Origin of the sequence: Streptomyces sp. NPDC020747 (assembly GCF_044334695.1) — a bacterium.
Lineage (GTDB): Bacteria > Actinomycetota > Actinomycetes > Streptomycetales > Streptomycetaceae > Streptomyces.
This window is the reverse complement of the sequence record NZ_JBIRTJ010000003.1, coordinates 58,706-84,006: the sequence shown is the minus strand read 5'-3', so window position 1 is coordinate 84,006 and position 25,301 is coordinate 58,706. Positions and strand designations below refer to the sequence as shown.

Annotated in this window: 21 protein-coding genes, 4 tRNA genes, 1 other RNA gene and 2 pseudogenes; 18 read left to right on the top strand and 10 right to left on the bottom strand. The window is 70.6% G+C overall.

Translation table 11 applies throughout. The features are described from left to right. The first annotated feature begins 12 nt into the window (after positions 1 to 12). The 5 genes and pseudogenes from ACH4YP_RS09475 to ACH4YP_RS09455 form a co-directional block, all read left to right on the top strand. Positions 13 to 207, top strand: a complete 195-nt coding sequence (locus ACH4YP_RS09475) for a hypothetical protein (protein WP_398490112.1) — start codon at positions 13 to 15, stop codon at positions 205 to 207. 13 nt (positions 208 to 220) lie between these two features. After that, positions 221 to 481 (top strand): SpdD protein, encoded by a 261-nt coding sequence (locus ACH4YP_RS09470; RefSeq protein WP_398490111.1) that lies wholly within the window; start codon positions 221 to 223, stop codon positions 479 to 481. 131 nt (positions 482 to 612) lie between these two features. After that, on the top strand, positions 613 to 1,917 hold the full coding sequence (locus ACH4YP_RS09465; protein ID WP_398490109.1) for a replication initiator: 1,305 nt from the start codon (positions 613 to 615) through the stop codon (positions 1,915 to 1,917). Continuing rightward, positions 1,910 to 2,143, top strand: a complete 234-nt coding sequence (locus tag ACH4YP_RS09460) for an excisionase family DNA-binding protein (protein ID WP_398490108.1) — start codon at positions 1,910 to 1,912, stop codon at positions 2,141 to 2,143. Before ACH4YP_RS09465 ends, ACH4YP_RS09460 begins: the two co-directional genes overlap by 8 nt. A gap of 10 nt (positions 2,144 to 2,153) precedes the next feature. Beyond that, positions 2,154 to 3,383: pseudogene (locus ACH4YP_RS09455) on the top strand (tyrosine-type recombinase/integrase); the annotation flags it as partial. A 103-nt stretch (positions 3,384 to 3,486) separates the two neighbouring features. On the opposite strand, the gene ACH4YP_RS09450 reads toward ACH4YP_RS09455, so the two are convergent. Beyond that, positions 3,487 to 3,574: transfer RNA gene (locus tag ACH4YP_RS09450), tRNA-Ser, on the bottom strand. 71 nt (positions 3,575 to 3,645) lie between these two features. Here ACH4YP_RS09450 and ffs point away from each other — a divergent pair. The 5 genes from ffs (at position 3,646) to ACH4YP_RS09425 (ending at position 11,987) form a co-directional block, all read left to right on the top strand. Beyond that, an RNA gene (gene ffs, locus ACH4YP_RS09445) (signal recognition particle sRNA small type) lies at positions 3,646 to 3,744 on the top strand. A 118-nt stretch (positions 3,745 to 3,862) separates the two neighbouring features. Beyond that, positions 3,863 to 6,223, top strand: coding sequence for a DNA polymerase III subunit gamma and tau (locus ACH4YP_RS09440; RefSeq protein ID WP_398490107.1), 2,361 nt, complete (start codon positions 3,863 to 3,865; stop codon positions 6,221 to 6,223). A 376-nt stretch (positions 6,224 to 6,599) separates the two neighbouring features. Then, positions 6,600 to 7,859, top strand: a complete 1,260-nt coding sequence (gene purD, locus ACH4YP_RS09435; RefSeq protein ID WP_398490106.1) for a phosphoribosylamine--glycine ligase — start codon at positions 6,600 to 6,602, stop codon at positions 7,857 to 7,859. A gap of 325 nt (positions 7,860 to 8,184) precedes the next feature. Next, a complete protein-coding gene (locus tag ACH4YP_RS09430; protein WP_398490528.1) occupies positions 8,185 to 10,032 on the top strand; it encodes a hypothetical protein in 1,848 nt (615 codons plus the stop codon). A 428-nt stretch (positions 10,033 to 10,460) separates the two neighbouring features. Then, the gene (locus tag ACH4YP_RS09425) at positions 10,461 to 11,987 is read left to right on the top strand and encodes a N,N-dimethylformamidase beta subunit family domain-containing protein (protein ID WP_398490105.1); all 1,527 of its coding nucleotides are present in this window, start codon (positions 10,461 to 10,463) and stop codon (positions 11,985 to 11,987) included. Positions 11,988 to 12,219: 232 nt separating this feature from the next. On the opposite strand, the gene ACH4YP_RS09420 is transcribed toward ACH4YP_RS09425, so the two are convergent. Further along, positions 12,220 to 12,864: a TetR/AcrR family transcriptional regulator gene (locus tag ACH4YP_RS09420; RefSeq protein ID WP_398490104.1), complete on the bottom strand. Its 645-nt coding sequence runs from the start codon at positions 12,862 to 12,864 to the stop codon at positions 12,220 to 12,222. Positions 12,865 to 13,027: 163 nt separating this feature from the next. Here ACH4YP_RS09420 and ACH4YP_RS09415 point away from each other — a divergent pair, with 163 nt between their 5' ends. The 4 genes and pseudogenes from ACH4YP_RS09415 to ACH4YP_RS09400 all read left to right on the top strand — a co-directional run bounded on the left by ACH4YP_RS09415 (position 13,028) and on the right by ACH4YP_RS09400 (position 16,327). Beyond that, positions 13,028 to 13,807, top strand: coding sequence for a glucose 1-dehydrogenase (locus tag ACH4YP_RS09415; RefSeq protein ID WP_361053117.1), 780 nt, complete (start codon positions 13,028 to 13,030; stop codon positions 13,805 to 13,807). Further along, positions 13,804 to 14,280, top strand: a complete 477-nt coding sequence (locus tag ACH4YP_RS09410) for a nitroreductase/quinone reductase family protein (protein WP_398490103.1) — start codon at positions 13,804 to 13,806, stop codon at positions 14,278 to 14,280. The genes ACH4YP_RS09415 and ACH4YP_RS09410 overlap by 4 nt, the downstream gene beginning before the upstream one ends. Beyond that, positions 14,270 to 15,313: pseudogene (locus ACH4YP_RS09405) on the top strand (ISL3 family transposase). Before ACH4YP_RS09410 ends, ACH4YP_RS09405 begins: the two are co-directional and overlap by 11 nt. Positions 15,314 to 15,427: 114 nt before the next feature. Beyond that, positions 15,428 to 16,327 carry a phosphoribosylaminoimidazolesuccinocarboxamide synthase gene (locus ACH4YP_RS09400; RefSeq protein ID WP_398490101.1) on the top strand — a complete coding sequence of 300 codons (900 nt, stop codon included), beginning with the start codon at positions 15,428 to 15,430 and terminating at the stop codon, positions 16,325 to 16,327. Between the two features lie 60 nt (positions 16,328 to 16,387). Here the strand turns inward: ACH4YP_RS09400 and ACH4YP_RS09395 are convergent. From ACH4YP_RS09395 to ACH4YP_RS09360, 8 genes are all read right to left on the bottom strand, one after another. Further along, positions 16,388 to 16,460: transfer RNA gene (locus ACH4YP_RS09395), tRNA-Gly, on the bottom strand. Positions 16,461 to 16,483: 23 nt separating this feature from the next. Continuing rightward, positions 16,484 to 17,104 (bottom strand): response regulator transcription factor, encoded by a 621-nt coding sequence (locus ACH4YP_RS09390; RefSeq protein WP_143643611.1) that lies wholly within the window; start codon positions 17,102 to 17,104, stop codon positions 16,484 to 16,486. Further along, complete coding sequence (locus tag ACH4YP_RS09385) at positions 17,101 to 18,417, bottom strand: sensor histidine kinase (protein WP_398490100.1); 1,317 nt, start codon at positions 18,415 to 18,417, stop codon at positions 17,101 to 17,103. The genes ACH4YP_RS09390 and ACH4YP_RS09385 overlap by 4 nt, the downstream gene beginning before the upstream one ends. Positions 18,418 to 18,453: 36 nt before the next feature. Continuing rightward, positions 18,454 to 19,260: an ABC transporter permease gene (locus ACH4YP_RS09380; protein ID WP_361053134.1), complete on the bottom strand. Its 807-nt coding sequence runs from the start codon at positions 19,258 to 19,260 to the stop codon at positions 18,454 to 18,456. Beyond that, a complete protein-coding gene (locus ACH4YP_RS09375) occupies positions 19,257 to 20,219 on the bottom strand; it encodes an ABC transporter ATP-binding protein (RefSeq protein WP_361053137.1) in 963 nt (320 codons plus the stop codon). The genes ACH4YP_RS09380 and ACH4YP_RS09375 overlap by 4 nt, the downstream gene beginning before the upstream one ends. A 129-nt stretch (positions 20,220 to 20,348) precedes the next feature. Then, positions 20,349 to 20,424 (bottom strand) — tRNA-Gly (locus ACH4YP_RS09370). 81 nt (positions 20,425 to 20,505) lie between these two features. Continuing rightward, positions 20,506 to 20,577 (bottom strand) — tRNA-Gly (locus ACH4YP_RS09365). A gap of 167 nt (positions 20,578 to 20,744) precedes the next feature. Beyond that, positions 20,745 to 21,062 carry an Lsr2 family protein gene (locus ACH4YP_RS09360; protein WP_361053140.1) on the bottom strand — a complete coding sequence of 106 codons (318 nt, stop codon included), beginning with the start codon at positions 21,060 to 21,062 and terminating at the stop codon, positions 20,745 to 20,747. 371 nt (positions 21,063 to 21,433) lie between these two features. On the opposite strand from ACH4YP_RS09360, the gene purS reads away from it, so the two are divergent. The 4 genes from purS to ACH4YP_RS09340 all read left to right on the top strand — a co-directional run bounded on the left by purS (position 21,434) and on the right by ACH4YP_RS09340 (position 25,261). Continuing rightward, positions 21,434 to 21,697, top strand: a complete 264-nt coding sequence (gene purS / locus ACH4YP_RS09355; protein ID WP_361053143.1) for a phosphoribosylformylglycinamidine synthase subunit PurS — start codon at positions 21,434 to 21,436, stop codon at positions 21,695 to 21,697. Beyond that, the gene (purQ, locus tag ACH4YP_RS09350; protein WP_055613835.1) at positions 21,694 to 22,374 is read left to right on the top strand and encodes a phosphoribosylformylglycinamidine synthase subunit PurQ; all 681 of its coding nucleotides are present in this window, start codon (positions 21,694 to 21,696) and stop codon (positions 22,372 to 22,374) included. Before purS ends, purQ begins: the two co-directional genes overlap by 4 nt. Then, the gene (purL, locus tag ACH4YP_RS09345) at positions 22,371 to 24,629 is read left to right on the top strand and encodes a phosphoribosylformylglycinamidine synthase subunit PurL (RefSeq protein WP_361053146.1); all 2,259 of its coding nucleotides are present in this window, start codon (positions 22,371 to 22,373) and stop codon (positions 24,627 to 24,629) included. Before purQ ends, purL begins: the two co-directional genes overlap by 4 nt. Positions 24,630 to 24,766: 137 nt before the next feature. Beyond that, positions 24,767 to 25,261, top strand: a complete 495-nt coding sequence (locus tag ACH4YP_RS09340; RefSeq protein WP_361053149.1) for a helix-turn-helix domain-containing protein — start codon at positions 24,767 to 24,769, stop codon at positions 25,259 to 25,261. The last annotated feature ends 40 nt before the right edge of the window (positions 25,262 to 25,301 follow it).

Below are 25,301 nucleotides of genomic sequence, written 5' to 3'. Positions count from 1 at the left end.
TGAGGAGCTCCCGTGACCGTCTCACTGCCGCTCGTCCTCGTCCTGGGCGTCATCGCCTGGGCCGCGATCAAGTTCCTCGGCGTCCGCCTCTGGGTCGCCGCCGTGATCGCGCTGTTCGGCTTCTGGCTCTCGCACACGATCCTCGCCCCCGCCATCGAGTCCGGCACCCGCTCCGGGGTCGACGTCGTCAACGGCACCCACGACTGAGAGGAGTCCCGCCATGTTCCGCCCCAAGCTGCTCGATGCCCCGCTCCTGCCGACAACCGTCACCACTCACCAGCACGTTCAGGCTCCGGCCGTTCCATCCGCCGGCCGCCCGGTCGCCCCGTACGTGGGCGTCGGAGTCGGCGCGGTCGCTGCTGTGGTCGTCGTCGGCGTCGTCCTCACCGCGCTCCTGGCGGCCGTCGCCATCACTGCCATCTCGGTCGCTATTTCCGCCGTGGTCCTGCGCTCGCTCGTCAACGGCGCCAACAGGCGCTGACCGGCCGCCGGGGCGGCAACAACGCCACCAAGCATTCCGCCGCCCCGGGGCCGTCCCTCCCAACCGCGAAACAGCCGAAAGGAACTCCCATCATCACCCGGCAGACTCCGCCCCCGCTGGCGGAACTCTCCATGCTGGCCTCCCTCGGCACCCTGCCTGAGCTGGCCCGGCAACTCTCCGGCCTGGGCGGCTGCACCCGCCCCGTACGTCTCGACGGCCACCGCACCGAGTACGAGATCAACAAGGCAACCGGCGAGATCGGCCGCGCCCTGCACCATCTGGACTCCGCGACCCTCCCAGCCGGTCACCTCCTCGTCCGCTGCAACAACCGCCGCGCCACTCGCTGCGCGGCCTGCGCCGAGACGTACCGCCGCGACACCTACCACCTGATCACCGCCGGACTCCGCGGCGGCAAAGGCACCCCCGAACAAGTCGGCACCCACCCGCGCGTGTTCGCCACCTTCACCGCCCCGGGCTTCGGCCCGGTCCACAACCGTCCCTCCAGCGGCCGTGCCTGCCGCTGCGGCGTCCGTCACGACCAGGAGGAGGCTGCCCTGGGCACACCCCTCGACCCCGACACGTATGACTACGAAGCGGCCGTGCTCTGGAACGCCCACGCCGGGGCCCTGTGGCGCCGGTTCTCCATCTACCTGCGCCGTGAAGTCGCCAAGCGCGCAGGCCTCACCCAACGCGCCTTCCGCGAGCACGTGCGCATCTCGTTCGCCAAGGTCGCCGAGTACCAAAAGCGCGGCGCCGTCCACTTCCACGCGGTCATCCGCCTCGACGGCCCCGAGGGCGGCGACACGACACCGCCCGCCTGGGCCACCGCCGAGCTGCTCACCGACGCCATCGGAGCCGCCGCCCGCGCGGCGCAGGTCGACGGCCCGGTCATCGACGGCCGCGCCCACACTTTCACCTTCGGCCGTCAGCTCGACGTCCGACCCATCCGAACCGCCGACTTCGACGGCGGCCAGGAGCTGACCGAACGGGCCGAAGCCGCGTACATCGCCAAGTACGCCACGAAGGGTGCCGAGACGGCGACCGGCACCCTCGACCGGCCGATCCGATTCCTCGCCGAACTGGCCCAAGCCAAGCTCACCGACCATGCCCGACGCATGATTCGCACAGCCTGGACGCTCGGCGCACGCCCGGAGCTGGCAGACCTCCGCCTCCGGGCCTGGGCTCACATGCTCGGTTTCCGCGGCCACTTCTCCACGAAGTCCCGCCGCTACTCGACCACCCTCGGTGCTCTCCGCACCGCCCGCGCCGACTGGCGTCGCGAGCAAGTCAATCCCGCGCCACAGAACGCCGAGGAAACAACGCTCGTCCTCGCTCACTGGGTCTTCGCCGGAACCGGACTCTCCTCCGCCGAAGCCTGGCTCACCTCAACCCTCGAACCCGCTCCCGGCACGGAAGGAGAACCGACCCATGCCTGAGCCGCAGAGCACGCGCGCTGTTCTGCAAGTCATCGACTCTTCCTTGGTCCTGCTGACCGTCGAGGAGGCGGCACGGCGACTCCGCATCGGTCGTACGACGTGCTTCAAGCTCGTGCGCGCGGGCGAGATCGAGTCGGTCACGGTCGGGCGACTCCGCCGGGTGCCGACCGATGCTCTGCCTGCGTACGTCTCCAGGCTGCGCCGTCGACCTGCTGAAGCGGCGTGAGGGGGCTGACATGGCAGACCAGAAGCGCACTCGCCAGCCCAACGGGGCCTCGTCCATCTACCTCGGCAAAGACGGGAAATGGCACGGCCGTGTGACGGTCGGCGTCCGTGACGACGGCAAGCCCGACCGCCGTCACATCGAGCGCAAGACGAAGACAGCGGTGACCAAAGCGGTCCGTGAGATGGAGCGGGCCCGTGACGCCAAGAAGCTCCGGAAGCCGGGCAAGAGCTGGACCGTCCAGGACTGGCTGGAGCACTGGGTCGAGAACATTGCCAAGCCGTACGTCTCCGAGAACACGTACGACGGGTACGAGGTCGACGTACGGGTTCACCTCGTGCCCGGCTTGGGCGCCCACAAGCTGGACCGGCTGGAGCCGGAGCACCTGGAGAGCTTCTACCAGAAGATGCAGAGCTCCGGCAGCGCGGCCGGAACGGCGCATCACGTGCACCGCACGATCCGGGTCGCCCTCGGCGAGGCAGTACGGCGCGGGCACGTCCCAACCAATGCGGCTGAGATAGCCAAGGCTCCGCGGCTCGAAGAGGAGGACATCGAACCGTTCACCATCGAGGAGGTTCAGAGCCTCCTCCTCGAAGCGGCCAAGCTTCGCAACAGCACGCGATGGGTCGTAGCCCTGGCGCTCGGTCTCCGGCAAGGCGAGGCGCTCGGCCTCCACTGGGAAGACGTCGACCTGGACGCGGGGTATGTCCGCATCCGCAAGAACCGCCTTCGGCCCAAGTACCGCCACGGCTGCGGCGAGGGCGAACCGTGCGGCAGGAAGGCCGGCTACTGCCCCCAACGTGAGCAGATCCGGCGCGAACACAAGTCGACCAAGTCCCGGGCTGGACGTCGCACGATCGGCCTGCCCGATCCTCTGATCAAGCTCCTCCGGCACCACCAGGAGGTACAGGCGGGGGAGCGACTGGCGGCGGGAGCCGACTGGGAGGACAAGGGGTACGTCTTCGCCTCACCCCTCGGTGGGCCGCTGAGCCCGAACACCGACTACCACGTGTGGAAGCGGCTGCTTCGGGACGCGGGCGTACGGGACGGCCGTCTTCATGACGCTCGCCACACCGCCGCGACCGTACTTCTCCTCCTCGGCGTTCCCGACGTCGTCGTCGACTCGATGATGGGATGAGAACCCGGGGGAGCGGCACGGATGCGCGCTCGCTACATGCACATCACCGGTCCGATGCTCCGGAAGGTCGCGCAGCAAGTCGGCGACGTGCTCTGGGAGCTGCCGAAGGCGAACTGAGACGGAAACTGAGACGGAAACTGAGACGGAAACCGTCGAAGGGCCCCACCGCGAACGGTGGGGCCCTTCGACATCGTGCCCGGTGAGGCACTGGCGGAGGATACGAGATTCGAACTCGTGAGGGGTTGCCCCCAACACGCTTTCCAAGCGTGCGCCCTAGGCCACTAGGCGAATCCTCCGCCGCAAACAATACAAGACGTTGAGGAGTGCTCGCGAACTCGTTCCCCCCGTTCAGATCGGGTACTGTGTGCGCAGCCCCTCACGTGGCGCTATCTGACTGAACTCCCCCAGGGCCGGAAGGCAGCAAGGGTAGGTTGGCTCTGGCGGGTGCGTGGGGGGCGCTCGCGTTTGCGGGCGGGCCGAGGCGAGGGTGCGACCCGGTGCCGGTGGCCCGGCGTCGGTGGGGCGGAGCGGTGAAGTCCGGCGGGCGGTGCTCGTTGTCAGTGGGCGCCTATAACCTCGTACGCGTGTCGTCTCTCGCGCTGTACCGCCGTTATCGCCCGGAGTCGTTCGCCGAGGTCATCGGGCAGGAGCATGTCACCGACCCGTTGCAGCAGGCGTTGCGGAACAACCGGGTCAATCACGCGTACCTGTTCAGCGGGCCGCGCGGGTGCGGGAAGACGACCAGCGCGCGGATCCTGGCGCGGTGTCTGAACTGCGAGCAGGGGCCCACACCGACGCCGTGCGGGGAGTGCCAGTCCTGCCGGGACCTCGCGAGGAACGGGCCGGGTTCCATCGACGTCATCGAGATCGACGCCGCCTCGCACGGTGGCGTGGACGATGCCCGTGACCTGCGTGAGAAGGCGTTCTTCGGGCCCGCGAGCAGCCGGTACAAGATCTACATCATCGACGAGGCGCACATGGTCACGTCGGCCGGTTTCAACGCGCTGCTGAAGGTCGTCGAGGAACCGCCCGAGCACCTCAAGTTCATCTTCGCCACCACCGAGCCCGAGAAGGTCATCGGGACCATCCGGTCGCGTACGCACCACTATCCGTTCCGGCTCGTGCCGCCCGGCACTCTGCGGGAGTACCTGGGCGAGGTGTGCGGGCGCGAGGGCAGCCCCGTCGAGGACGGCGTGCTTCCGCTGGTCGTGCGCGCCGGCGCCGGGTCCGTGCGTGACTCCATGTCCGTCATGGACCAGCTGCTGGCCGGTGCCAAGGACGACGGCGTCACGTATGCCATGGCCACCTCACTGCTCGGTTACACGGACGGGTCGCTGCTCGATTCCGTGATCGAGGCCTTCGCCGCGGGGGACGGCGCCGCCGCCTTCGAGGTCGTCGACCGGATCATCGAGGGCGGAAACGATCCTCGGCGGTTCGTCGCCGACCTGCTGGAGCGGTTGCGGGATCTGGTCATCCTGGCGGCCGTGCCCGACGCCGGGGAGAAGGGGCTCATCGACGCTCCCTCCGATGTCGTGGAGCGGATGACGGCCCAGGCCGGAGTGTTCGGCGCCGCCGAGCTCAGCCGGGCCGCCGATCTCGTCAACGAAGGCCTTACGGAGATGCGCGGGGCCACCTCCCCCCGCCTGCAGCTCGAACTGATCTGCGCGCGCGTGCTCCTGCCCGCGGCCTATGGGGACGAGCGGTCCCTCATGGCCCGGCTCGACCGCATCGAGCGCGGGGTCAACTTCACGGGGGCGGCGTCGGCCGGAGCACCCGCCATGGGGTACGTACCCGGGCCCGACGCGCATGCCGGGATGCCGACCGGAGTGCAGGGGGGCGGCATGACTCCTTCCGCTCCTTCCGCTCCTTCTGCTCTTTCCGCTCCTCCCGTTCCCTCCGTCCCGCCGGGTGGCGGGCCCGCCGCGGCTCGCGCTGCGGTAAGGGGAGCGGGGGGTCCCGGTGGAGATACGGGTCCGGGTGGAGTTACGGGTCCCGGGGCGGCCCAAGCCCCCACACCAGCCCAAGCCCCCGCCTCGGACCAGGCCCCTACGGCGGCCGCTCCCGCCCCGGCCGCATCCACGCCCGCCCCCGCTCCGGAACAGCCGCCCGCCCAGGCTCCCCCCTCCGCCCCCGCGGCCGGCGCCGCTCCCGGCGCCTGGCCCGCCGCGACCGCTGCGGGCAGTGGCAGGCGCCCCGGCGGATGGCCGACCGCCACACCCGCGGGCGGGGGCCAGCCACCGGTCGCGGCACCCGGTCTGCCCGCGCCCCAGGCCCCCCAATCCCAGCCCCAGACTCAAGCCCCGGCACCGGCGGCCGCGTACGCCTCCCCTCCCCCCAGCGGTGGCCCCGACCCCCGCATGCTGTGGCCGAACATCCTGGAGGCGGTGAAGAACCGACGCCGCTTCACCTGGATCCTGCTCAGCCAGAACGCGCAGGTGACCGGCTTCGACGGCACGACCCTCCAGATCGGTTTCGTCAACGCGGGTGCTCGGGACAACTTCGCGAGCAGCGGCAGCGAAGAGGTGCTGAAGCAGGCGCTGACCGAGCTGTTCAACGTGCATTGGAAGGTCGAGGCGGTCGTCGACCCGTCCGGCGGTTCGGCACCGCCGCCCGCGCCCGGCCCCGGGTCCGGTTACGGCGGTGGTTACGGGACGGGGGGCGCCCCGGCTCCGGCGGCGCCGCGCCCCGCCCCGCAGCAGCCGACGGCTCCGGCTCCCCGGCCCGCCTCCTCGGCTCCCCAGTCCCAGTTCCAGTCCCAGTCGGCGCCCGCATCCGGTCCCGCGTCCGCTCCCCGCCCTTCTGCGCCGGAGCCGCCTCCCATCTCCCCCGAGGACGACATCCCGGAGGACGACGATCCGGACCTCGACGAGTCCGCCCTGTCGGGCCACGAGATGATCGTGAGAGAGCTGGGAGCCACGGTGGTGGAGGAGTTCTCGAACGAGTAGCGGTGCTCGTACGAGTAGCAGTTCTCGAATGAGTCGCAGTGCTCGTACGAGTAGCGGCTCTTGAACGAGTGGCAGCTCGTGAACGAACCGCAGCCAGCTCGTGAACGAACAGCGGTTCAGCGGTTCATGCGGCTGCCCCGAACCGGCAAGGACGCCTGGCCGACGCCTTCGCCCCGCCAAGCCCGCGGCGCAAGGATGCCCCACGCGGGGCAGGACACCTGGTCGACAGCGCCCCGCCGGGGACCGCGGGGAACCGCGCGCTCAGCCATACACCCGACCCACACCCGACCCACCTCGACCCACACCAGACCCACCCCCGGTCCACCGGCCCAAACCCGCCCGGGCCCAGCGCCCGCGCCCGGCTAGGCTGACCCCCGTGAAGGTCCTAGTTATCGGCGGCGGTGCCCGCGAACACGCCCTGTGCCGTTCTCTCTCCCTCGACCCCGACGTCACTGCGCTGCACTGCGCCCCAGGCAACGCGGGAATCGCCGAGGTGGCCGAGCTGCACCAGGTCGACGCCCTCGACGGCAAGGCCGTGGCCGCGCTGGCCACTGAGCTCGGCGCCGAGCTGGTGGTCGTCGGCCCGGAGGCCCCTCTCGTGGCCGGGGTCGCCGACGCCGTGCGCGAGGCGGGCATCCCGGTGTTCGGCCCCTCCAAGGAGGCCGCCGAGCTGGAGGGCTCCAAGGCCTTCGCCAAGGACGTCATGGCGGGCGCGGGCGTACCTACGGCCCGCTCGTACGTCTGTACGAACCCTGACGAGGTCGAGGAGGCGCTCGACGCCTTCGGAGCCCCGTACGTCGTGAAGGACGACGGTCTCGCGGCCGGCAAGGGCGTCGTCGTGACCGCCGATCTCGACAAGGCCCGCGAGCACGCCAACGCCTGCGAGCGCGTGGTCATCGAGGAGTTCCTCGACGGCCCCGAGGTCTCCCTCTTCGCGATCACCGACGGCGTGACGGTCGTGCCGCTGCAGCCCGCGCAGGACTTCAAGCGCGCGCTCGATGGCGACGAGGGTCCGAACACCGGCGGCATGGGCGCGTACTCGCCCCTCCCGTGGGCCGATCCGAAGCTGGTCGAGGAGGTCATGCAGACGGTCCTGCAGCCGACCGTCGACGAGATGCGCCGCCGCGGCACCCCCTTCTCCGGGCTCCTCTACGCCGGTCTCGCGATCACCTCGCGCGGTGTACGGGTCATCGAGTTCAACGCCCGCTTCGGCGACCCCGAGACCCAGGTCGTCCTCGCCCGCCTGAAGACCCCCCTCTCCGGCATCCTCCTCGCGGCGGCGGACGGCACCCTGGCCGACCTCGAACCCCTGCGCTGGAGCGACGACGCGGCCGTCACCGTGGTCATCGCCTCGCACAACTACCCGGACACCCCGCGCACCGGCGACCCCATCGAGGGCCTCGACCAGGTGGCGGCACAGGACGCCCCGCACGCGTACGTCCTGCACGCGGGCACGAAGCGCGACGGTGACGCCATCGTGAGCGCGGGCGGCCGGGTGCTCTCCGTCACGGCCAGCGGCAAGGACCTCACCCAGGCCCGCGCACGCGCGTACGAAGCGGTCAACCGAATCCACCTCGACGGCGGCCAGCACCGTACGGACATCGCGGCGAAGGTTGCGGGGGCGGCCCAGGCGTAACCGACAGTTACGCCTCTTCACCTGCGTCAACATGTATCGACGAACCACCCCGGGCCCCGGATCCCGCACAGGATCCGGGGCCCTTTCGTCAGCCACCTCTGCCCAAAGCCATTCCATCGAGTGACCGATGCCCCATCCGGCTGACGAGGGCCGGGGCCCCAACTAGGGTGCGGCGCAAGCGTTCCGGCACTTGGCCCACCGGCATTGCGATGTCGGTCGTGGGTGCCACAGTGGGGGAGTGAGCAACGCCATGGACGTCCGCCGGCAGTGGCTGGGTATGCACGCGCCGGGCGGGCAGTAGGGGGTGACACCGGTCGTGTCCGGTATGGGTGTGGAGGTGGGCGCGCAGGCCGCGCGCTCACGGGCTCTCGCCGTGCTGCGGGTCCGCAGCAGGGCGCTGGCCGTCGCCCTGCTGCCCGCGGCCGTCGCCGTCGTGCTGCTCGTCGGCGGGTCGACGGGCCAGATCGACGGCCCCGGCTGGGGCGTCACGCGCTGGATCGTGTCGGGGTTCGCCCTGTTCGTGATCCTCGCCGCGGCGGGCATCGCGCTGGTCGTGGCCCGTTCCCGGCCCGCCGTGAGCCCCACGGTCACCATCGCCGAGGAATCGGCGCCCGATCTCTACCGCATGGTGCGCGACCTGGCCGACCGCCTCGAAGTGCCCGCGCCCTCCGCGATAGCGCTCACCCCGGACTGCGACAGCTGGCTGGAGGACCGCACCCACCCCGCCCACGGCCCGCCCAGGCCGGAGTCCCGCGACGAGATCGAGGGCGTACCGGGCGTACGGGGTCTGCCCTCGGCCCACCGTCGTACGCCGGCCGCGCCCGTCCTCGTCATCGGCTCGCCCTTCCTGTGGTGGATGCGGGTCGGCGAACTGCGCGCCGTCCTCGCACCGGTCGTCGCCGGTACGGGACCGTCGGCGCACCCCGACATAGCCGCGGCACGGCGTTTCGTCCGGGGTCTCGACGCGGCGGTGGCCGTGACCTCGGAGCCGCGCGGACCCCTGTTCCGGACGGTGCTCGGCGGGGTCGGCTGGGTGGTGCGGCTTCTGCTGCGCAGCTGCCGAGGGCATGCCGCCGAGATGGAGCGGGGTGTCGCCGCCGCGGCGGCGGAGCGTGCACAGGCTGTGGACTACGGTCTGCGGATCGTCGCCCAGGAACAGGTGGGTCTTGCGTACGCGGGCTGGGACCGGCTGCTGACGCGGGTCGCGCTGCCCGCCTGGCGCATGGGGCGCTGGCCGTCCCGGCTCGACGCGGGCGTGGTCGCGGCCCTCACCGAGCTCTCGCGGCGCGACCGTCTTGCCGAGGGCTTCGCCTCCCGGCTCGGCGAGCGGCCCGCCTGCGACCTGCTTGAGGAGCCCGGAGCGATCGACGAGGCGGCATCCCTGCTGGCCGCCCGCCTCTTCCACGGCGGCCCGGCCGAGACGGGGCCCGACTGGGCGCCGGTCGACTGGGACGAGTATCCGGACGAGGTCGTGGACCGGAAGTGGCGTACGGACGCGGCGCGGTTGCACCGGGTGCTGGACGCGCTCGGCGTGAGCCGGTCGCCCGGGGCCGGGACCGGGACCGGCTCCTCGGATCCGGAGGGGCCGACGCTGGCCCGGGTGATGGACCACCTGAGCGATGAGGCGCCGGGGGATTCGGAGGAACCCGGGGTCCCTGGGAATCCAGGAGATCCAGGAGGTGCAGGAAATCCTGGAGACCCGTTGGCCGTGGCGAGGCGTGAGGCCGTGGCGTACGACGAAGAGGACGGCGGGCCGGAGAACGAGCGGAGTTCCGCGCTGGCGGCGGGACTGAGTGCGGAGGTGGCGCGGGAGGAGGCCGCGGTGTCGGCCGGGGCCCCCGCTCCCTCCGGGGCAGCCGGGCAGGTCGGTCCGGACATGCCCCTCTGGGACGACGGTTCGTTGCCGCTCTTCCCGCTGCAACCGCCCCGCACCGGGCGGGAGTTGCTGGCCGACCATGTCACGGCGATGGTCTGCTGTGCGGCGATGGACACGGCCGGGGCGGCTCCTGGGCTCGACTGGCTCGACGGGCCGTCGCTGCTCATCAACGGCGAGCGGTCCGTGGACCTCGGGCCCCGGGTCCTGAGCCTCATCGAGGAGGGCGACCCCGCGCCCCTCCGCACCTGGCTCCTCCACCTGGGCATACGCCCCGAGAAGCCGGTCCGCCTGGTCTGACGCCAGTCCCTTTTTCCGCCCCCGCCGCCCCTACCCATTCCCGTCCCTTTCCGGGGGCTGGCGCCCCCAGGCCCCCGCATCGGCCCGAACGGCCTCGTCCTCAAACGCCGGACGGGCTGGGTGGGGCGGCCCGCCCTCCAGGGGCGCGGGGAACTGCGCGACCAGCCCCCACCAACCCGCACCTCACGCACCCGCCCGAACACCCACCGACCCGCACCCGCGCAAACCCCCACCCATCCCCACATCACACACCCACCCAAACCCCCACCCCCCGCCCAACCGCCGGAGGCAGGTGTCGCCTATTCGCGACGAACGGTGACGGAGCGCGTGCGTAATGTGATGTGCTGGGACCGCTCGTTGGGAAGGTGAAGGCAAGGGCCTGCAAGGGCCGGCAGGGGCTGACGGGGGCACGAGGGAGGGGACGCGGTATGGGGTCGGAGCAGATTCGCCGGTGGGAGTCGGGAGCGCTGGCGCATGCCGTCACGGACCCCTTCGGACAGGGCCCCCTCCCGTGGTTGCGCGGCAGTGAGCACTACTTCGACGACACGGGCCATGTCGTCCCCTGGTACGTGGACCACACCCCGCCCCCGGGCGCGAGTTCCGCCGGCGGCCGCAACCACCAGCGAACCACCGGCCCCCGAGTCCCCACCCCCCGCCAGACCGCCGGAGGCCCCCGCACCGCGGACGACGTCCACCGGCAGATCAAGGGCTTCGCCTCCACCGGCGCGGCCGCCCCCGGCGAGGCCATCGACTTCCATATCACGGTCGACCCGCCGCAGCAGTTCAGCGTGGACATCTACCGCATCGGCCACTACGGCGGCGACGGCGCCAGCAAGATCACCACCAGCCCCCGCCTCCCCGGCATCGTCCAGCCGCCCCCGCTCACCGCGGACCGCACGGTCTCCTGCCACCACTGGTGGCTCTCCTGGCGGCTGCAGATCCCGACGTACTGGAGCATCGGCGCGTACGTGGCTGTGCTGACCACCGACGGCGGCTACCGCTCCCACATCCCGTTCACGGTCCGCGACAACCACCCCGCCGACCTGCTGCTCCTCCTCCCGGACATCACCTGGCAGGCGTACAACCTCTATCCGGAGGACGGGCACACGGGCGCGAGCCTCTACCACGCGTGGGACGAGCACGGCCGGCTGCTCGGCGAGGCCGAAGCCGCCACGACGGTGTCGTTCGACCGCCCGTACGCGGGCGCCGGCCTCCCCCTCCACGTCGGCCACGCCTACGACTTCATCCGCTGGGCCGAGCGCTACGGCTACGACCTCGCGTACGCCGACGCCCGCGACCTGCACGCCGGCCGCGTCGACCCCACCCGCTACCGAGGCCTGGTCTTCCCGGGCCACGACGAGTACTGGTCGACGACCGTGCGCCGCACCGTGGAGGCGGCCCGCGAGCACGGCACGTCCCTCGTCTTCCTCTCCGCCAACACCATGTACTGGCAGGCGGAGCTGGGCCCGTCCCCGTCCGGCGTCCCCGACCGCCTGCTCACCTGCCGAAAACGCCGCGGCCCGGGCAAACCCGCACTGTGGCGTGAGGTCGACCGCCCCGAGCAGGAACTCCTGGGCGTCCAGTACGCGGGCCGGGTCCCCGAGGCGCACCCCCTGGTCGTGCGCAACGCCGACCACTGGATGTGGGAGGCGACCGGCGCCCACGAGGGCGACGAACTGGAAGGCATGGTCGCGGGCGAGGCCGACCGCTACTTCCCGCGCATCACGCTCCCCGAGCACCAGGGCCGCATCCTCCTCTCGCACTCCCCGTACCGGGACACCGAGGGAGCCGTCCGCCACCAGGAGACGTCCCTGTACCGCGCGCCCTCCGGTGCCCTCGTCTTCGCGGCCGGCACCTTCGCCTGGTCCCCGGCCCTGGACCGCCCGGGCCACATCGACACCCGCGTCCAGCGCGCCACGGCCAACCTCCTGGACCGCATCTGCAAACGCGACTGAGCCGCAGGCCGCAAACGCGACTGAGCCGCAGTCCGCGAACGGGCTCTTCACAGATGAGGGTGTAGCCGCTGGCCTGGCTTGTGGGTCTTGGGCCACCCCTGTCCACCCCTGTCCGCCCCTGTCCACCCCTGTCCGCCCCGGGATGCCCCGCGAACGCCCTCGGTGCCGACGGCCTCGATCGCGTAGGCATCAGCGCCTTCGGTGGCGGCGGACTCTGTCGCGGTCGGCGGACTCAGTCGTTGGCGTACGCCCCTGGTCCGGTCGCGGCGTACCGGGCGGTGGTCGTGCGGACGGCCTCGTCGACCACCTGGGCGACGCGTTCGGCACCCACCTCCCAGCCCGGCACCAGGAGTGTCGGCCAGAAGACGTAGTTGGAGATCATGCCCAGGAACTGGGTGGCCGCGAGGTCCACGTCCTCGACCCGCACCGTTCCCGCCTCGTGCTCGGCCAGGAGGTAGCCGCGTACGGACTCGAAGTAGGGCATCTTCCCGTGCGAGAACTGCGTATGGGCCAGCTCGGGGAACCGCGGCAGCTCGGCGATGACGATCCTGAACAGGTCGGTCATCCGGGCACGGCCCAGCAGCTCGGCGTAACGGCGACCGATGATGCCGAGCCCGTCGACGACGTCGCCCGCCGACGGAGGATCCTCCTCGTCGGCGGTCGACCAGGACTCGGTCACGATGGCGTCGAACAGGGCGGCCTTGCTCGGAAACTGCTTGAACAAGGTGGCCCGCGAAACGCCCGAGCACTCCGCGATCCGCGCCAGCGACGTCCGGTCGTAGCCCAGCTCGAGAAACAGCGCGGTCGCGGCCGTCACGATCAGCGCGCGCTTCTCCTGGGCGACGCGCTGGTGATACGTCGTCACGACTCTGCTCATGGGTCGAGCATACGAGGCGAGTGGCTTGACTCGCCACTGTTGGGCGGCCTAGTGTCAGGCCAGTGGTGAGTCGCTCGGCTCACCACTGGCCGGCCGCCGTTCATCACTGGTGATCCCGGTCATTCACCCACGATGATTCACCCACGTACCGAAGGAACATCTGATGCCCCGCTTCGACAACCAGACCGTGCTCGTGACCGGTGGGACCGGCGGCCAGGGCGCGAGCCACGTGCGCGCCTTTCACGCGGAGGGGGCGAACGTGGTGATCGGCGACATCGACGCGGAACGCGGCGCCGCTCTCGCCGACGAGCTCGGGACCCGCGCTCGCTTCGTCCGCCTCGACGTGACCGACGAGAGCTCGTGGTCCGCCGCCGTGCTGGCCGCCGAGAACGCCTTCGGCGCCCTGAACGTGCTCGTCAACAACGCGGGCGTGCAGAATCCGCCTGCGACGATCGAAGACACGGACCAGGCCACGTGGTCGCGCATCCTCGACATCAACCTCAAAGGGACCTTCCTCGGCATCAAGGCCGCAGCCCCCGCTCTGCGCCGCGCGGCAGGGGGAGCCATCGTCAACATCGCCTCGGCCATGGGGCTGGGCGGCACGGCTCACTACGCGCCGTACGTCGCCAGCAAGTGGGCCGTGCGAGGCCTCACCCAGACGGCGGCACTCGAGCTCGGCCGCGACCACATCCGGGTGAACACCATCCACCCCGGCGTGATCTCGACCCCCTTCATCCACGAACCGGCAGCCGGCGCGGTCGCGGCGATCGCCGACTTCTACTCACCCGAGCCGTTCGCCGTCCCCCGGCTCGGGGAGCCGACCGACGTCAGCCGTCTTCTCCTGTTCCTCACGTCATCGGACGCGTCGTTCATCACGGGGTCGGAGTACGTCATCGACGGTGGACTCCTCCTCGGCCCCGCCCTTCAGGCACAGACCGCATGAGCACTCCGGACACGACCAGGTCGAACGACTCCGCACGGGACGAGTCTCTGTCCCACCTGCCCGACCGCATCCGGCGAGCCATCGAGATCACCCCCGCCGCGGGCACCAGGGAACGGATCATCGACATCACGACGCTGGGGCGCCGCACCGGCCGAGCACGCCGCATCGAGATCTTCTTCTACCGAGCCGCGGGCAGCACTTACCTGTGCAGCGGCGCCGGCGGTGCCGCGACCGACTGGCATGCGAACCTTCTCGCCGATCCCGACTTCACCTTCCACCTCAAGAACGGGATCCGTGCGGATCTGCCCGCACGGGCCACGCCTGTCACCGACCCGGCCGAACGTCAGGCCGTACTGGCGGAGATCGTGGCGGATCTCAACCAGCCCCACGACCCCGGCACCATTCGGCCGACTCGGCTCGAAGACTGGACCGGCAGCCGGCTGATGCGCATCAGCTTCGGCCATCGGCCGTGATCGTGGATCCCCGGGCCGCCTCGACGGGCTTGGGCTCGTCGTCACCGGCCGGCGCCTGGAGCCCGAGCGCGCAGTCCTCGCGGGCCGGGTCGTCGAACCCGACCGTCGGTGTCACCGCTGCGGCTGTGCAGGGACCCCGCGGGACACCGTGACCCGGAGCCCGGAGCCCGGCCCACGAGCCGCTCGGCCGGCGGCCCACGACGCTGCCGCTGGTCACGAACCGCCGGTACCGATGCCGTGGCCGGGGCCACGTGTGGCGCCAGGACACCTCACCGGCGGCTGAGCCGCGGGCCAGGTTGCCGGGCTGCGGGCCGCGGTGGGCGCTGGAAGGGATCGTGGTCGGACACCTCACCGTCGCCCGGGTCGCCGAAGGGCTCGGGGCCGCGTGGAACACCGCCGACGACGCTGTCCTCGCCGAGGGCGAGCGGGTCCTGATCGACGACCCGGCACGGTTCGACAACGTGCCGGTCATCGGTGTGGATGAGCACGTCTGGAGGCACACCCGTCACGGCGACAAGTAGGTCACGGTCATCATCGACCTCACGACGATCCGCGACGGCACCGGCCCGGCCCGGCTGCTCGACATGGTCGAGGGCCGCACCAGGCAGGTGTTCAAGACCTGGCTCGCCGCCCGCACCGACGCCTGGCGCGACGGCGTGGAGGTCGTCGCGGCGGACGGGTTCAGCGGCTTCATGACCGCCACCACCGAGGAGCTCCCCGACGCGGTCGCGGCCATGGACCCCTTCCACGTGGTCCGGCCGGCCGGCGACGCGCTCGATCGGTGCCGGCGCCGGCGCCGGTCCAGCAGGCCATCCACGAACACCGCGGCCACAAGGGCGACCCGCTCCACTCCGCGCGCGTGCTCGCCCACTTCGACCGGCCCGGTACCGGCAACAGGCCCACGGAGGCGATCGACGGACGCCTCGAACACCTCCGCGGCTCAGCACTCGGGTTCCGCAACCTCACCAGCTACATCGCCAGAAGCCCGCTCAAGACCGGCGGGTTCGGACCACGGCCACACCCTCAACCGTGAAGAACCCGCAAACGCGACTGAGCCGTGGAGAACCTTCACACCCGACCCCTGGCCGGGCCCGTCCTCCCCGTACGGGAGAATCGACCCATTCAGACAGAACCACGGGGAGGAACCGTGTCCGGATTCGTAGAAAAGCCCGAGCCCGTCGAGGTGCCGGGTCTGGTGCATCTGCACACCGGCAAGGTGCGCGACCTGTACCAGAACGAGGCGGGCGACCTCGTGATGGTCGCCAGCGACCGCCTGTCCGCGTTCGACTGGGTGCTGCCCACGGAGATCCCCGACAAGGGCCGCGTACTGACGCAGCTCTCGCTCTGGTGGTTCGACCAGATCGCCGACCTGATGCCGAACCACGTCCTCGGCACCGACCTCCCGCCCGGCGCCCCCGCCGAGTGGGCGGGCCGCACCATGGTCTGCAAGTCGCTGCGGATGGCCCCGGTCGAGTGCGTGGCCCGCGGCTACCTCACCGGCTCGGGCCTGGTCGAGTACAACCGGACCAGCACCGTCTGCGGTCTCGCCCTCCCAGAGGGCCTGACCGACGGCTCGGAGCTGCCCGCCCCGATCTTCACCCCGGCCACCAAGGCCGCCGTCGGCGAGCACGACGAGAACGTCTCGTACGAGGAGGTCGCCCGGCAGGTCGGCGCGGATACCGCGGCCCAGCTGCGGCAGGCGACGCTCGCGGTCTACGGCAGGGGCCGTGACATCGCGCGCGAGCGCGGGATCCTCCTCGCGGACACGAAGTTCGAGTTCGGCTTCGACGGCGGGACGCTCGTCGTCGCCGACGAGGTGCTCACCCCGGACTCGTCCCGTTTCTGGCCCGCGGACCAGTGGGAGCCGGGCCGCGCGCAGCCCTCGTTCGACAAGCAGTTCGTCCGCGACTGGCTGACCTCGGCCGAGTCCGGCTGGGACCGCAAGAGCGAGCGCCCGCCGCCCGCCCTGCCCCAGCAGGTCGTGGACGCCACCCGCGCCAAGTACGTGGAGGCGTACGAGCGCCTCACGGGCACCACCTGGAGCTGAGAGCCCTCGGCGAACACGAAGAAGCCCCCGGTCGCGATGACCGGGGGCTTCTTCCTGCTGAGCGGACGACCAGGTTCGAACTGGCGACCTCAACCTTGGCAAGGTTGCGCTCTACCAACTGAGCTACGTCCGCACTGCGCCGTGGCGCGAGAGCAACTATACCCAACCTCGCTCCCGCGCGAGACGCACCGCCGAGTGCCGGTTCTCCACCCCGAGCTTGGAGACGGCCGACGACAGATAGTTCCGTACGGTCCCCTGCGACAGCGCGGCCCGCTCCGCGATCTCCGCGACGGGCGCCCCGTCGGCGGCCAGTTCCAGCACCTCCGCCTCGCGCGCGGTCAGCGGCGAGTCTCCGGAGGAGATCGCGTCGGCGGCCAACTCCGGGTCGACGTAACGGTTTCCGGCATGGACGGTACGGATGATCTCCGCGAGCCGTTGCGCGCTGACGGTCTTCGGGACGAACCCGCGCACACCCGCCGCAAGCGCCCGCTTCAGATGCCCCGGCCGCCCGTGACTGGTCACGATCAGCACCCGGCACGCGGGCAGTTCGCCCCGCAGCGATGTGGCCACCCTCACACCGTCCGCGCCGGGCATCTGGAGATCCAGCACGGCCACATCGGGTTCGTGGGCCCTGGCCATCGCCAGCGCCTCGGGCCCACTGGCCGCCTCCGCCACCACGAGCAGGTCGTCCTCCAGACCCAGCAGCGCGGCGAGCGCCCCCCGGATGAGGTGCTCGTCGTCGGCGAGCAGCAGCCGGATGGGTCGTACGGGCGTCATGGGGCGACCTCTTCGTCCACGGGGCGCGGGGCGGGAGACGGGGAAGGGGAGGGGAAGGGGGAGGGGTACGGCGGCCGTGGCCTGGGCGACGAGGTGGTGGCCGCCGGAGGCAGCGGAACCTCGGCCACCACCCGGAACCGGTCACCGTCGACCGGCCCCGCCTCCAGCGTCCCGTCCACCGCCGACAACCGCTCCCGCAGTCCGGCGAGGCCGGAGCCGCTGCTGGTGGGCGTACTCGGCGCCCTGTCCCTCTCCACCCCGTCGTTCTCCACGGTCAGGACCACGCGGGTCCCCTCCACCCGCAGTGACACCCGGCAGTGCTCCGCGTCCCCGTGCCGCAGCACGTTCGTGGTCGTCTCCCGTACGACCCAGCCGAGCGCCGACTGGACCGCCGAGGGCAGCTCGGATGCCGAGCCGGTCACCGTGCAGTCGACTCCGGCCGCGGTCAACACTCCCTGTGCGCCGAGGAGTTCGACGCCGAGGTCGGCCTCGCGGTAGCCGCGTACGACCTCGCGGACCTCCTTCTGCGACTCGCGGGCGATCCGCTGCACCTCGATCATCTGCTCCACGGCCTCGGGCCGTTCGCGCCGGGCGAGCTGGACGGCCAGTTCGCTCTTCAGGGCGATCACCGCGAGGTTGCGGCCCATCACGTCGTGCAGGTCCCGCCCGAAGCGCAGCCGCTCCTCGGCGACGGCGAGGCGGGTACGGGTCTCGCGGGCCGCGTCGAGTTCGAGCACGGCGTTCAGCAGCCATACCGAGAAGGTGGAGGTGAGGCAGAGGGCCCCGCCGATGAGCAGCATCGCGAGCGCAGTGGCGCCCGCGGTGGCCGCCGGCCGTCCGATCAGGAACGCCGCGACCCAGGTACCGGCGGCGAATCCGCCCAGCAGCGCCGGTACGCGCCGTCGACGCATCCCGAGCGCCATCATGCCGATCCCGAAGGGCACCACCACGACGAAGAACGTGCCCGCCGCGGTGTCCACGTCGTCGCCGGCCGGCCCGTGCTCGGAGGCGGCGAGCGCGCCGATCCCGAGCAGCGCGGTGAGGACACCGAGCGCCGCGATCATCCGTACGGGCTGCTCACGGCGGCCGCACGTCCAGTCGAGCGCCCGTGACGAGGCCACCGACCCCAGCAGGGCGTGCACGGTCAGCGGTGGGAACATCCAGAGGGCGAGTGGCGCCCCCACCTGCGCGAAGGACGGCAGCCCGATCGCCGTCATCTCGACCAGCGCGAAGGTGTGGAAGGACCAACGGGTGTACGTCTCGACCTTCGCCGGCGTGCTCTGAGCCCGCCACCAGGCCCCCGGCCCGCGCATACCCGCCTCCGTCTTTCGTCGTCGTTCCCGGCCGTCTCAGTGTCGCGGTTCCCAGCGGAACCACCGCTGTACAGCAAACACCGAGAGCACGACCCAGGCCACCGCCGTGGCGATGGCGCCCAGGGCGTCGTACGCGCCGAGGTTCCCGGTCCAGCCACCGCGTATCAGCGTGATCACCGGGGACAGCGGCAGCAGTTCACAGACGGAGGCGAGCCGGTCGGGCATGAGCTCGAACGGTATGAAGGTGCCGGAACCCATCATGGACACGAGCAGCAACGGCACCGCCGCGACCTGGGCGCCCTCCAGGCTCCTGCTGAAGCTCGCGACGACGGCCGCGATGGCGGGCCACATGACGAGTCCCAACAGCAGGCCCAGGACGGCGAGGTGCGGTGCCTCCGGCGCTCCCAGGTCGAGCAGCGCGGCGCAGGCGACCGTCAGCACCACACACTGCACCAGCCCGATGAGGACCGACGGCAGCGCGGCACCCGCCAGGATCTCCGCGTCCCGCAGCTCGCCCGTGCGCAGCCGCTTGAGCACCAGCTCCTCACGACGGGCGGCGTAGACGCTCACCAGCGAGCTGTAGACGGCGAAGAGGAGGGAGAAGCCGACGGCGGAGGGCAGGATGACCGAGCCGATCGAGAGCCCGGCCTCCTTCAGGTCCATGTCCTCGACCGCAGTGCGAAGGCTGATCGGCATGATCAGCGGCACGAACAGGGCCGCGAAGAACGTGGCCTTGCTGCGTCCGAGCAGCGTCAGTTCGGCCCGCGCGAGAGCCGTCATCCGCCGTGCGGCGGTCACGGTCGTACCGGTCGGTGCGGTGGTGGTCACCGTCTCCGCGCTCATGCCACACGCTCCTTCTCCGCCGTCTTCTCGGACACCTGCGACGCCTCACGGGCTATCCGCAGGAACGCCTCCTCCAGCGACCCCGACCGGACGTCGAGCCCCCGCAGCTCGACCCCCGCCCGCTGGGCCCACACGAGCAGCTCGGTGGCGGCCCGCTGCAGGTCGAGCGTCCGCAGCCGGAGCATCCTGCCCTCCAGCTCGTGGTCGGTGATCCCGAGCGAGGCGAGCGGCGGCAGATCGCCGGGGAAGTAGCCGGCGGGCAGTTCGAAGGAGATCCGGGACGGCTGGGAGGCGGTCACCTCGGCCGGGGTACCGGTGACGGCGATGCGCCCGGCGTGCAGGATCGCGAGCCGGTCGGCGAGGTCCTCGGCCTCCTCCAGGTAGTGCGTGGTCAGCACCACGGTGGTGCCCGTCTCGCGCAGCTCGCGCACCAACTCCCAGGTCTCCTGGCGCCCTTCGGCGTCGAGACCGGTCGTCGGCTCGTCCAGGAAGAGCACCTCGGGCCGCCCGAGGGTCGCGCACGCCAGGTCCAGTCGCCGCTTCTCGCCCCCGGACAACTGCTTCACGCGTACGCCGGCCCGGCGCGACAGGCCGACCAGCGCCAGCGCCTCGCCCTCCGGCCGGGCCCCGCTCGTGCAGCCCGCCCACATCCGTACGGTCTCCGCGACGGTCAGCTCGGACGAGAAGCCGCCCTCCTGGAGCATGACGCCGATGTGCGGGCGCACCTTGGCGCGTTCGGTGTACGGATCGTGGCCGAGGACGCGCACCTGGCCGCCGGACGGCGGTGCGAGCCCTTCGAGCAGTTCGACGGTGGAGGTCTTGCCCGCGCCGTTGGTCCCGAGGAGCGCGAACAGCTCCCCGCGGCCGACGGAGAAGGACACCCCCCGGACCGCCTCGAACTCTCCCCCGTACACACGTCGTAGATCCGTGACCTCGATCACGTGCTCGTTCGTGTTCATGAGACCAGCCTCCCCGCCGCCGACGGACCGGAGCAGTGCGCGCTGTCACCGCTGCACATGACAAATGTCAGAGGGACGGTCCCGGCACACGAGAAAGGCCCCGATCGTGATGACCGGGGCCTTACTTACTGGAGCGGACGACCAGGTTCGAACTGGCGACCTCAACCTTGGCAAGGTTGCGCTCTACCAACTGAGCTACGTCCGCATTTGCCTCCGACCGGCTTTCACCGATCGGTGCGGGCACCAGCCTACCTGATCCAAAACGCTGACCAGACCGGCGGTGCAGAGCGGGTGACAGGAATTGCACACTGCGCCTTCCCCCTGGAAGGGGGATGTTCTACTACTGAACTACACCCGCGTGACTCCGGGACCGGGCCTTTCGGCCTTGCCCCTCGGCGTGCTCCAGACTCTAGCTGATCAGCAGGGGTACTACGCAAGTCGGCTGTTCCCAGGGCCGGATGAGGGCTTCCGGGGGCCGACTTCCGCGTATGCGTCGGCTCGGGGAAGCCCCGCCTCCCCGGGGTCCTACTGCGCGGCGGTGAACGCCTCGTAGACCCGCTTGGGGATCCGCCCCCGAGCCGGCACCTCCATCTTGTGCGACTGGGCCCACGCCCGAACGGCCGCCGGATCGGGCGCCACGGCCGTCTGCCGGTACGCCTTGCCGGACCGGGACCGCTTGCGCCCGGCCTCCAGGTACGGCTCCAACGCCCTGCGCAGTTTCTTGGCATTGGCTTGATTCAGGTCGATCTCGTACGACTTGCCGTCCAGACCGAAGGCGATCGTTTCCGCCGCTTCCGAGCCGTCGATGTCGTCGGACAGAGTGATTACGACACGCTGCGCCACGAAATATCGGTCCCTTCGTGCGGCACCTCTCCAGCGACGCGTGATGACGTGCGGAGATGCCGACTGTCCGGCTGTTTTTATGGGCGATTGGGCAAAGTATCGGCTATTGCCAATTCCTTTGTACAGTGCCCGGCAATCCAATGTGAAGCTCGACTAAATCTCTTGGCGTGTCTCAAGGCAATAGGAGACCGGGTCCTGATCCGGATCTTTCCCAGGATTTTTCGTGAAGGTAGCCCCTTCATCCCCGGTCGATAGCGTCTCGATGCGGAATCGTGATGGCCATCACGTAGATTCCTACGAATCTACCCGCGTAGAAATTTTGTACGGGTAGTCTGAACGAACCTGCTCAGCACCACACACCGGGAGTGCCAGTGGCACGCGTCGTAGTCGACGTCATGCTCAAGCCGGAGATCCTCGACCCCCAGGGCCAGGCGGTGCAGCGTGCACTGCCGCGTCTCGGTTTCGAAGGCATCGCCGACGTACGTCAGGGAAAGCGATTCGAACTGGAAGTGGACGGACCGGTGGACGAAGCCGCCCTCGTCCGCATCCACGAACTCGCCGAATCCTTCCTCGCCAACACCGTGATCGAGGACTTCACCGTCAAGGTCGAGGAAGTCGCGGAGGCAGGAAAGTGACCGCTCGTATTGGCGTCGTCACTTTCCCGGGAAGCCTCGACGACCGGGACACCCAGCGCGCGATCAAGCTCGCCGGTGCCGAACCCGTCGCTCTCTGGCACAAGGACAAGGACCTCAAGCAGGTCGACGCCGTGGTGCTGCCCGGCGGTTTCTCGTACGGCGACTATCTGCGCGCGGGGGCGATCTCGCGCTTCTCGCCGGTGATGGAGACCGTGATTGAGCAGGCGAAGTCGGGAATGCCGGTGCTCGGCATCTGCAACGGCTTCCAGATCCTCACCGAGGCCCATCTCCTCCCGGGCGGGATGCTCGGCAACGACCACCTGCACTTCATCTGTCGTGACCAGAAGCTGCGGGTGGAGAACGCGGAGACGTCCTGGACCGCCGACTACGAGTCCGGCCAGGAGATCCACATCCCGCTGAAGAACATGGACGGGCGGTACGTCGCCGACGAGCACACGCTCGACATGCTGGAGGCGGAGGGCCGGGTCGCCTTCCGCTACGTGGACTTCAACCCGAACGGCTCCCTCCGCGACATCGCCGGCATCACGAACGAGGCCGGCAACGTCGTAGGCCTCATGCCGCACCCCGAGCACGCCGTCGAGCCCCTCATCGGGTCCGGCCGCACCGACGGCCTCCCCTTCTTCACCTCGATCCTCAAGAAGCTGGTCAACGCATGAGCCGGACGCCTCTGGACACGGTCGAGCACGCGGCCGAGACCCCCGACGTCGAGCTGCCCTGGGCCGAACTCGGTCTGAAGAAGGACGAGTACGAGAAGGTCGTGGAGATCCTCGGCCGCCGCCCGACCGGCGCCGAACTCGCCATGTACTCCGTCATGTGGTCCGAGCACTGCTCGTACAAGTCCTCCAAGGTGCACCTGCGCCAGTTCGGTGAGAAGGCCCCGCAGTCGGACGCCCTCCTCGTCGGCATCGGCGAGAACGCGGGCGTCGTGGACGTCGGCCAGGGCTACGCGGTCACCTTCAAGGTCGAGTCGCACAACCACCCGTCGTACGTCGAGCCCTACCAGGGCGCGGCCACCGGCGTCGGCGGCATCGTGCGCGACATCATCGCGATGGGCGCGCGGCCTGTCGCCGTCGTGGACCCCCTCCGTTTCGGTGCGGCCGACCACCCCGACACCAAGCGCGTACTCCCGGGTGTCGTCGCCGGCATCGGCGGCTACGGCAACTGCCTGGGCCTGCCGAACATCGGCGGCGAGGTCGTCTTCGACTCCTGTTACCAGGGGAACCCGCTGGTCAACGCCGGTGCCATCGGCGTCATGCGGCACGAGGACATCCACCTCGCGAAGGCGTCCGGCTCCGGCAACAAGGTCATTCTGTACGGGGCCCGCACGGGCGGTGACGGCATCGGCGGCGCGTCGATCCTCGCCTCCGAGACCTTCGACGACGCCAAGCCGTCGAAGCGTCCGGCGGTCCAGGTCGGCGACCCCTTCCAGGAGAAGCTCCTCATCGAGTGCACCCTGGAGGCCTTCGCCGAGAAGCTGGTCGTCGGCATCCAGGACCTCGGCGCGGCCGGACTGTCCTGCGCCACCAGCGAGTTGGCGTCCAACGGCTCCGGCGGCATGCGGGTCACCCTGGACGACGTACCGCTGCGCGACTCCACGCTCTCGCCCGAGGAAATCCTCATGAGCGAGTCGCAGGAACGCATGTGCGCGGTCGTCGAGCCGTCCAAGGTCGACCGCTTCCTGGAGATCTGCGACAAGTGGGACGTCATCGCGACCGTCATCGGTGAGGTGACCGACGGCGACCGCCTCGAAATCTTCTGGCACGGCGGCAAGATCGTCGACGTCGACCCGCGCACGGTTGCGCACGACGGCCCTGTCTACGAGCGCCCGTACGCCCGCCCGGAGTGGCAGGACGCCCTTCAGGCGGACGACGCCAACAAGCTGGCCAGGCCGACGACTTCGGAGGAGCTGAAGGACCAGGTCCTCCAGCTGGTCTCCTCCCCGAACCAGGCCTCCAAGTCCTGGATCACCAGCCAGTACGACCACTTCGTGCAGGGCAACACGGTGCTGGCCCAGCCCGAGGACTCGGGCATGATCCGCATCGACGAGGAGTCGGGCCTCGGCGTCGCCATCGCCACGGACGGCAACGGCCGGTACACCAAGCTGGACCCGTACCACGGCGCCCAGTTGGCCCTGGCCGAGGCGTACCGGAACGTGGCGACGACCGGCGCCAAGCCGCTCGCCGTCTCCGACTGCCTGAACTTCGGTTCGCCCGAGGACCCGGCCGTCATGTGGCAGTTCGCGGAGGCCATCCGCGGACTGGCCGACGCCTGCCAGCAGTTGGGCACCCCGGTGACCGGCGGCAACGTCTCGCTCTACAACCAGACGGGCGAGGTGGCGATCCACCCGACGCCCGTCGTGGCCGTGCTCGGTGTCATCGACGATGTCGCCCGCCGCACGCCGGCCGCCTTCCGGGAAGAGGGCCAGCTCCTCTACCTCCTCGGCGACACCCGCGAGGAGTTCGGCGGGTCGGCCTGGTCGCAGGTCGTCCACGACCACCTCGGCGGACTGCCCCCGCAGGTCGATCTGGAGCGCGAACGCCTCCTCGCCGAGATCCTGATCTCCGCCTCCCGCGACGGCATGATCGACGCCGCGCACGACCTGTCCGACGGCGGTCTGATCCAGGCCGTGGTCGAGTCGGCCCTGCTCGGCGGCAAGGGCGCGCGTCTCGTCGTACCGGACGGGCTCGACGCGTTCACCTTCCTCTTCTCCGAGTCCGCGGGCCGCGCGATCGTCGCGATCCCGCGCTCCGAGGAGCTCCGCTTCAACGACATGTGCGGGGCGCGCGGCCTGCCCGTCACCCGCATCGGCGTCGTGGACGGCGACGAAGTCGAGGTCCAGGGCGAGTTCACCCTCCCCCTGACCGAGCTCCGCACGGCCCACGAGGGAACGATCCCGGCGCTGCTCGCGTAGAGAAAAGCCTTACAGCGGTACGCAGTTGAAGGCCCCGTCCGGATTCCGGGCGGGGCCTTCGGCATGCCCAAGCCCCCTGAGCCGCACGCATGCCACCGCCCCTTGACCGCTTCTACGTAATTACGTAATCTCGTGTCATGGATCTGGAGCAGCGCGTCGCGGAACTTGAGCGGCGTCTCGACGCCCTGGAGAGCAGTGAGCCCTCTCCGCGTGCGGGCGACGGCGACTTCTGGGCCCTCGAAGGGCTCAAGGCACAGCTGGCCGACGTCGAGGGCGGTGGTGTGCTGTTCACGGGTTCGGTGCGGCTGCCGACCGAGGAGCGGTACGAGTGGCAGTACGGCATGGCCACCGACCAGTTGCTCGAAGCCGACTGGAGCGAGGCGGCCGACGTGTTCGCCGCGCTTGGGCACCCAATGCGGCTGCGGCTGCTGCGCGAGATCGTCGGCGGCCGGCGCACGGCCACCGAACTGGCCGGGCTCGACGACGTGGGAACGAGCGGCCAGATCTACCACCACCTGCGGCAGTTGACCGCCGCGGGCTGGCTCCGGCAGGCGGGGCGGGGCCGTTACGAGATCCCGGGGAGCCGCGTCGTACCGCTCCTCGTGGCCCTCACCACGGCTCAACCGGTCTGAGGCCTCGACGACTTCCGGCTCCGGTCCACTGTCCGGCTCC

Coding starts and splice junctions, on each gene's coding strand:
- ACH4YP_RS09340 (WP_361053149.1), top strand. CDS start 24,767: ATGGATCTGGAGCAGCGCGTCGCGGAACTTGAGCGGCGTCTCGACGCC.
- ACH4YP_RS09410 (WP_398490103.1), top strand. CDS start 13,804: ATGAGCACTCCGGACACGACCAGGTCGAACGACTCCGCACGGGACGAG.
- ACH4YP_RS09390 (WP_143643611.1), bottom strand. CDS start 17,104: ATGACGCCCGTACGACCCATCCGGCTGCTGCTCGCCGACGACGAGCAC.
- ACH4YP_RS09470 (WP_398490111.1), top strand. CDS start 221: ATGTTCCGCCCCAAGCTGCTCGATGCCCCGCTCCTGCCGACAACCGTC.
- purL (WP_361053146.1), top strand. CDS start 22,371: ATGAGCCGGACGCCTCTGGACACGGTCGAGCACGCGGCCGAGACCCCC.
- ACH4YP_RS09420 (WP_398490104.1), bottom strand. CDS start 12,864: ATGAGCAGAGTCGTGACGACGTATCACCAGCGCGTCGCCCAGGAGAAG.
- ACH4YP_RS09465 (WP_398490109.1), top strand. CDS start 613: ATGCTGGCCTCCCTCGGCACCCTGCCTGAGCTGGCCCGGCAACTCTCC.
- ACH4YP_RS09430 (WP_398490528.1), top strand. CDS start 8,185: ATGGGTGTGGAGGTGGGCGCGCAGGCCGCGCGCTCACGGGCTCTCGCC.
- ACH4YP_RS09425 (WP_398490105.1), top strand. CDS start 10,461: ATGGGGTCGGAGCAGATTCGCCGGTGGGAGTCGGGAGCGCTGGCGCAT.
- ACH4YP_RS09380 (WP_361053134.1), bottom strand. CDS start 19,260: ATGAGCGCGGAGACGGTGACCACCACCGCACCGACCGGTACGACCGTG.
- ACH4YP_RS09375 (WP_361053137.1), bottom strand. CDS start 20,219: ATGAACACGAACGAGCACGTGATCGAGGTCACGGATCTACGACGTGTG.
- ACH4YP_RS09385 (WP_398490100.1), bottom strand. CDS start 18,417: ATGCGCGGGCCGGGGGCCTGGTGGCGGGCTCAGAGCACGCCGGCGAAG.
- ACH4YP_RS09415 (WP_361053117.1), top strand. CDS start 13,028: ATGCCCCGCTTCGACAACCAGACCGTGCTCGTGACCGGTGGGACCGGC.
- ACH4YP_RS09460 (WP_398490108.1), top strand. CDS start 1,910: ATGCCTGAGCCGCAGAGCACGCGCGCTGTTCTGCAAGTCATCGACTCT.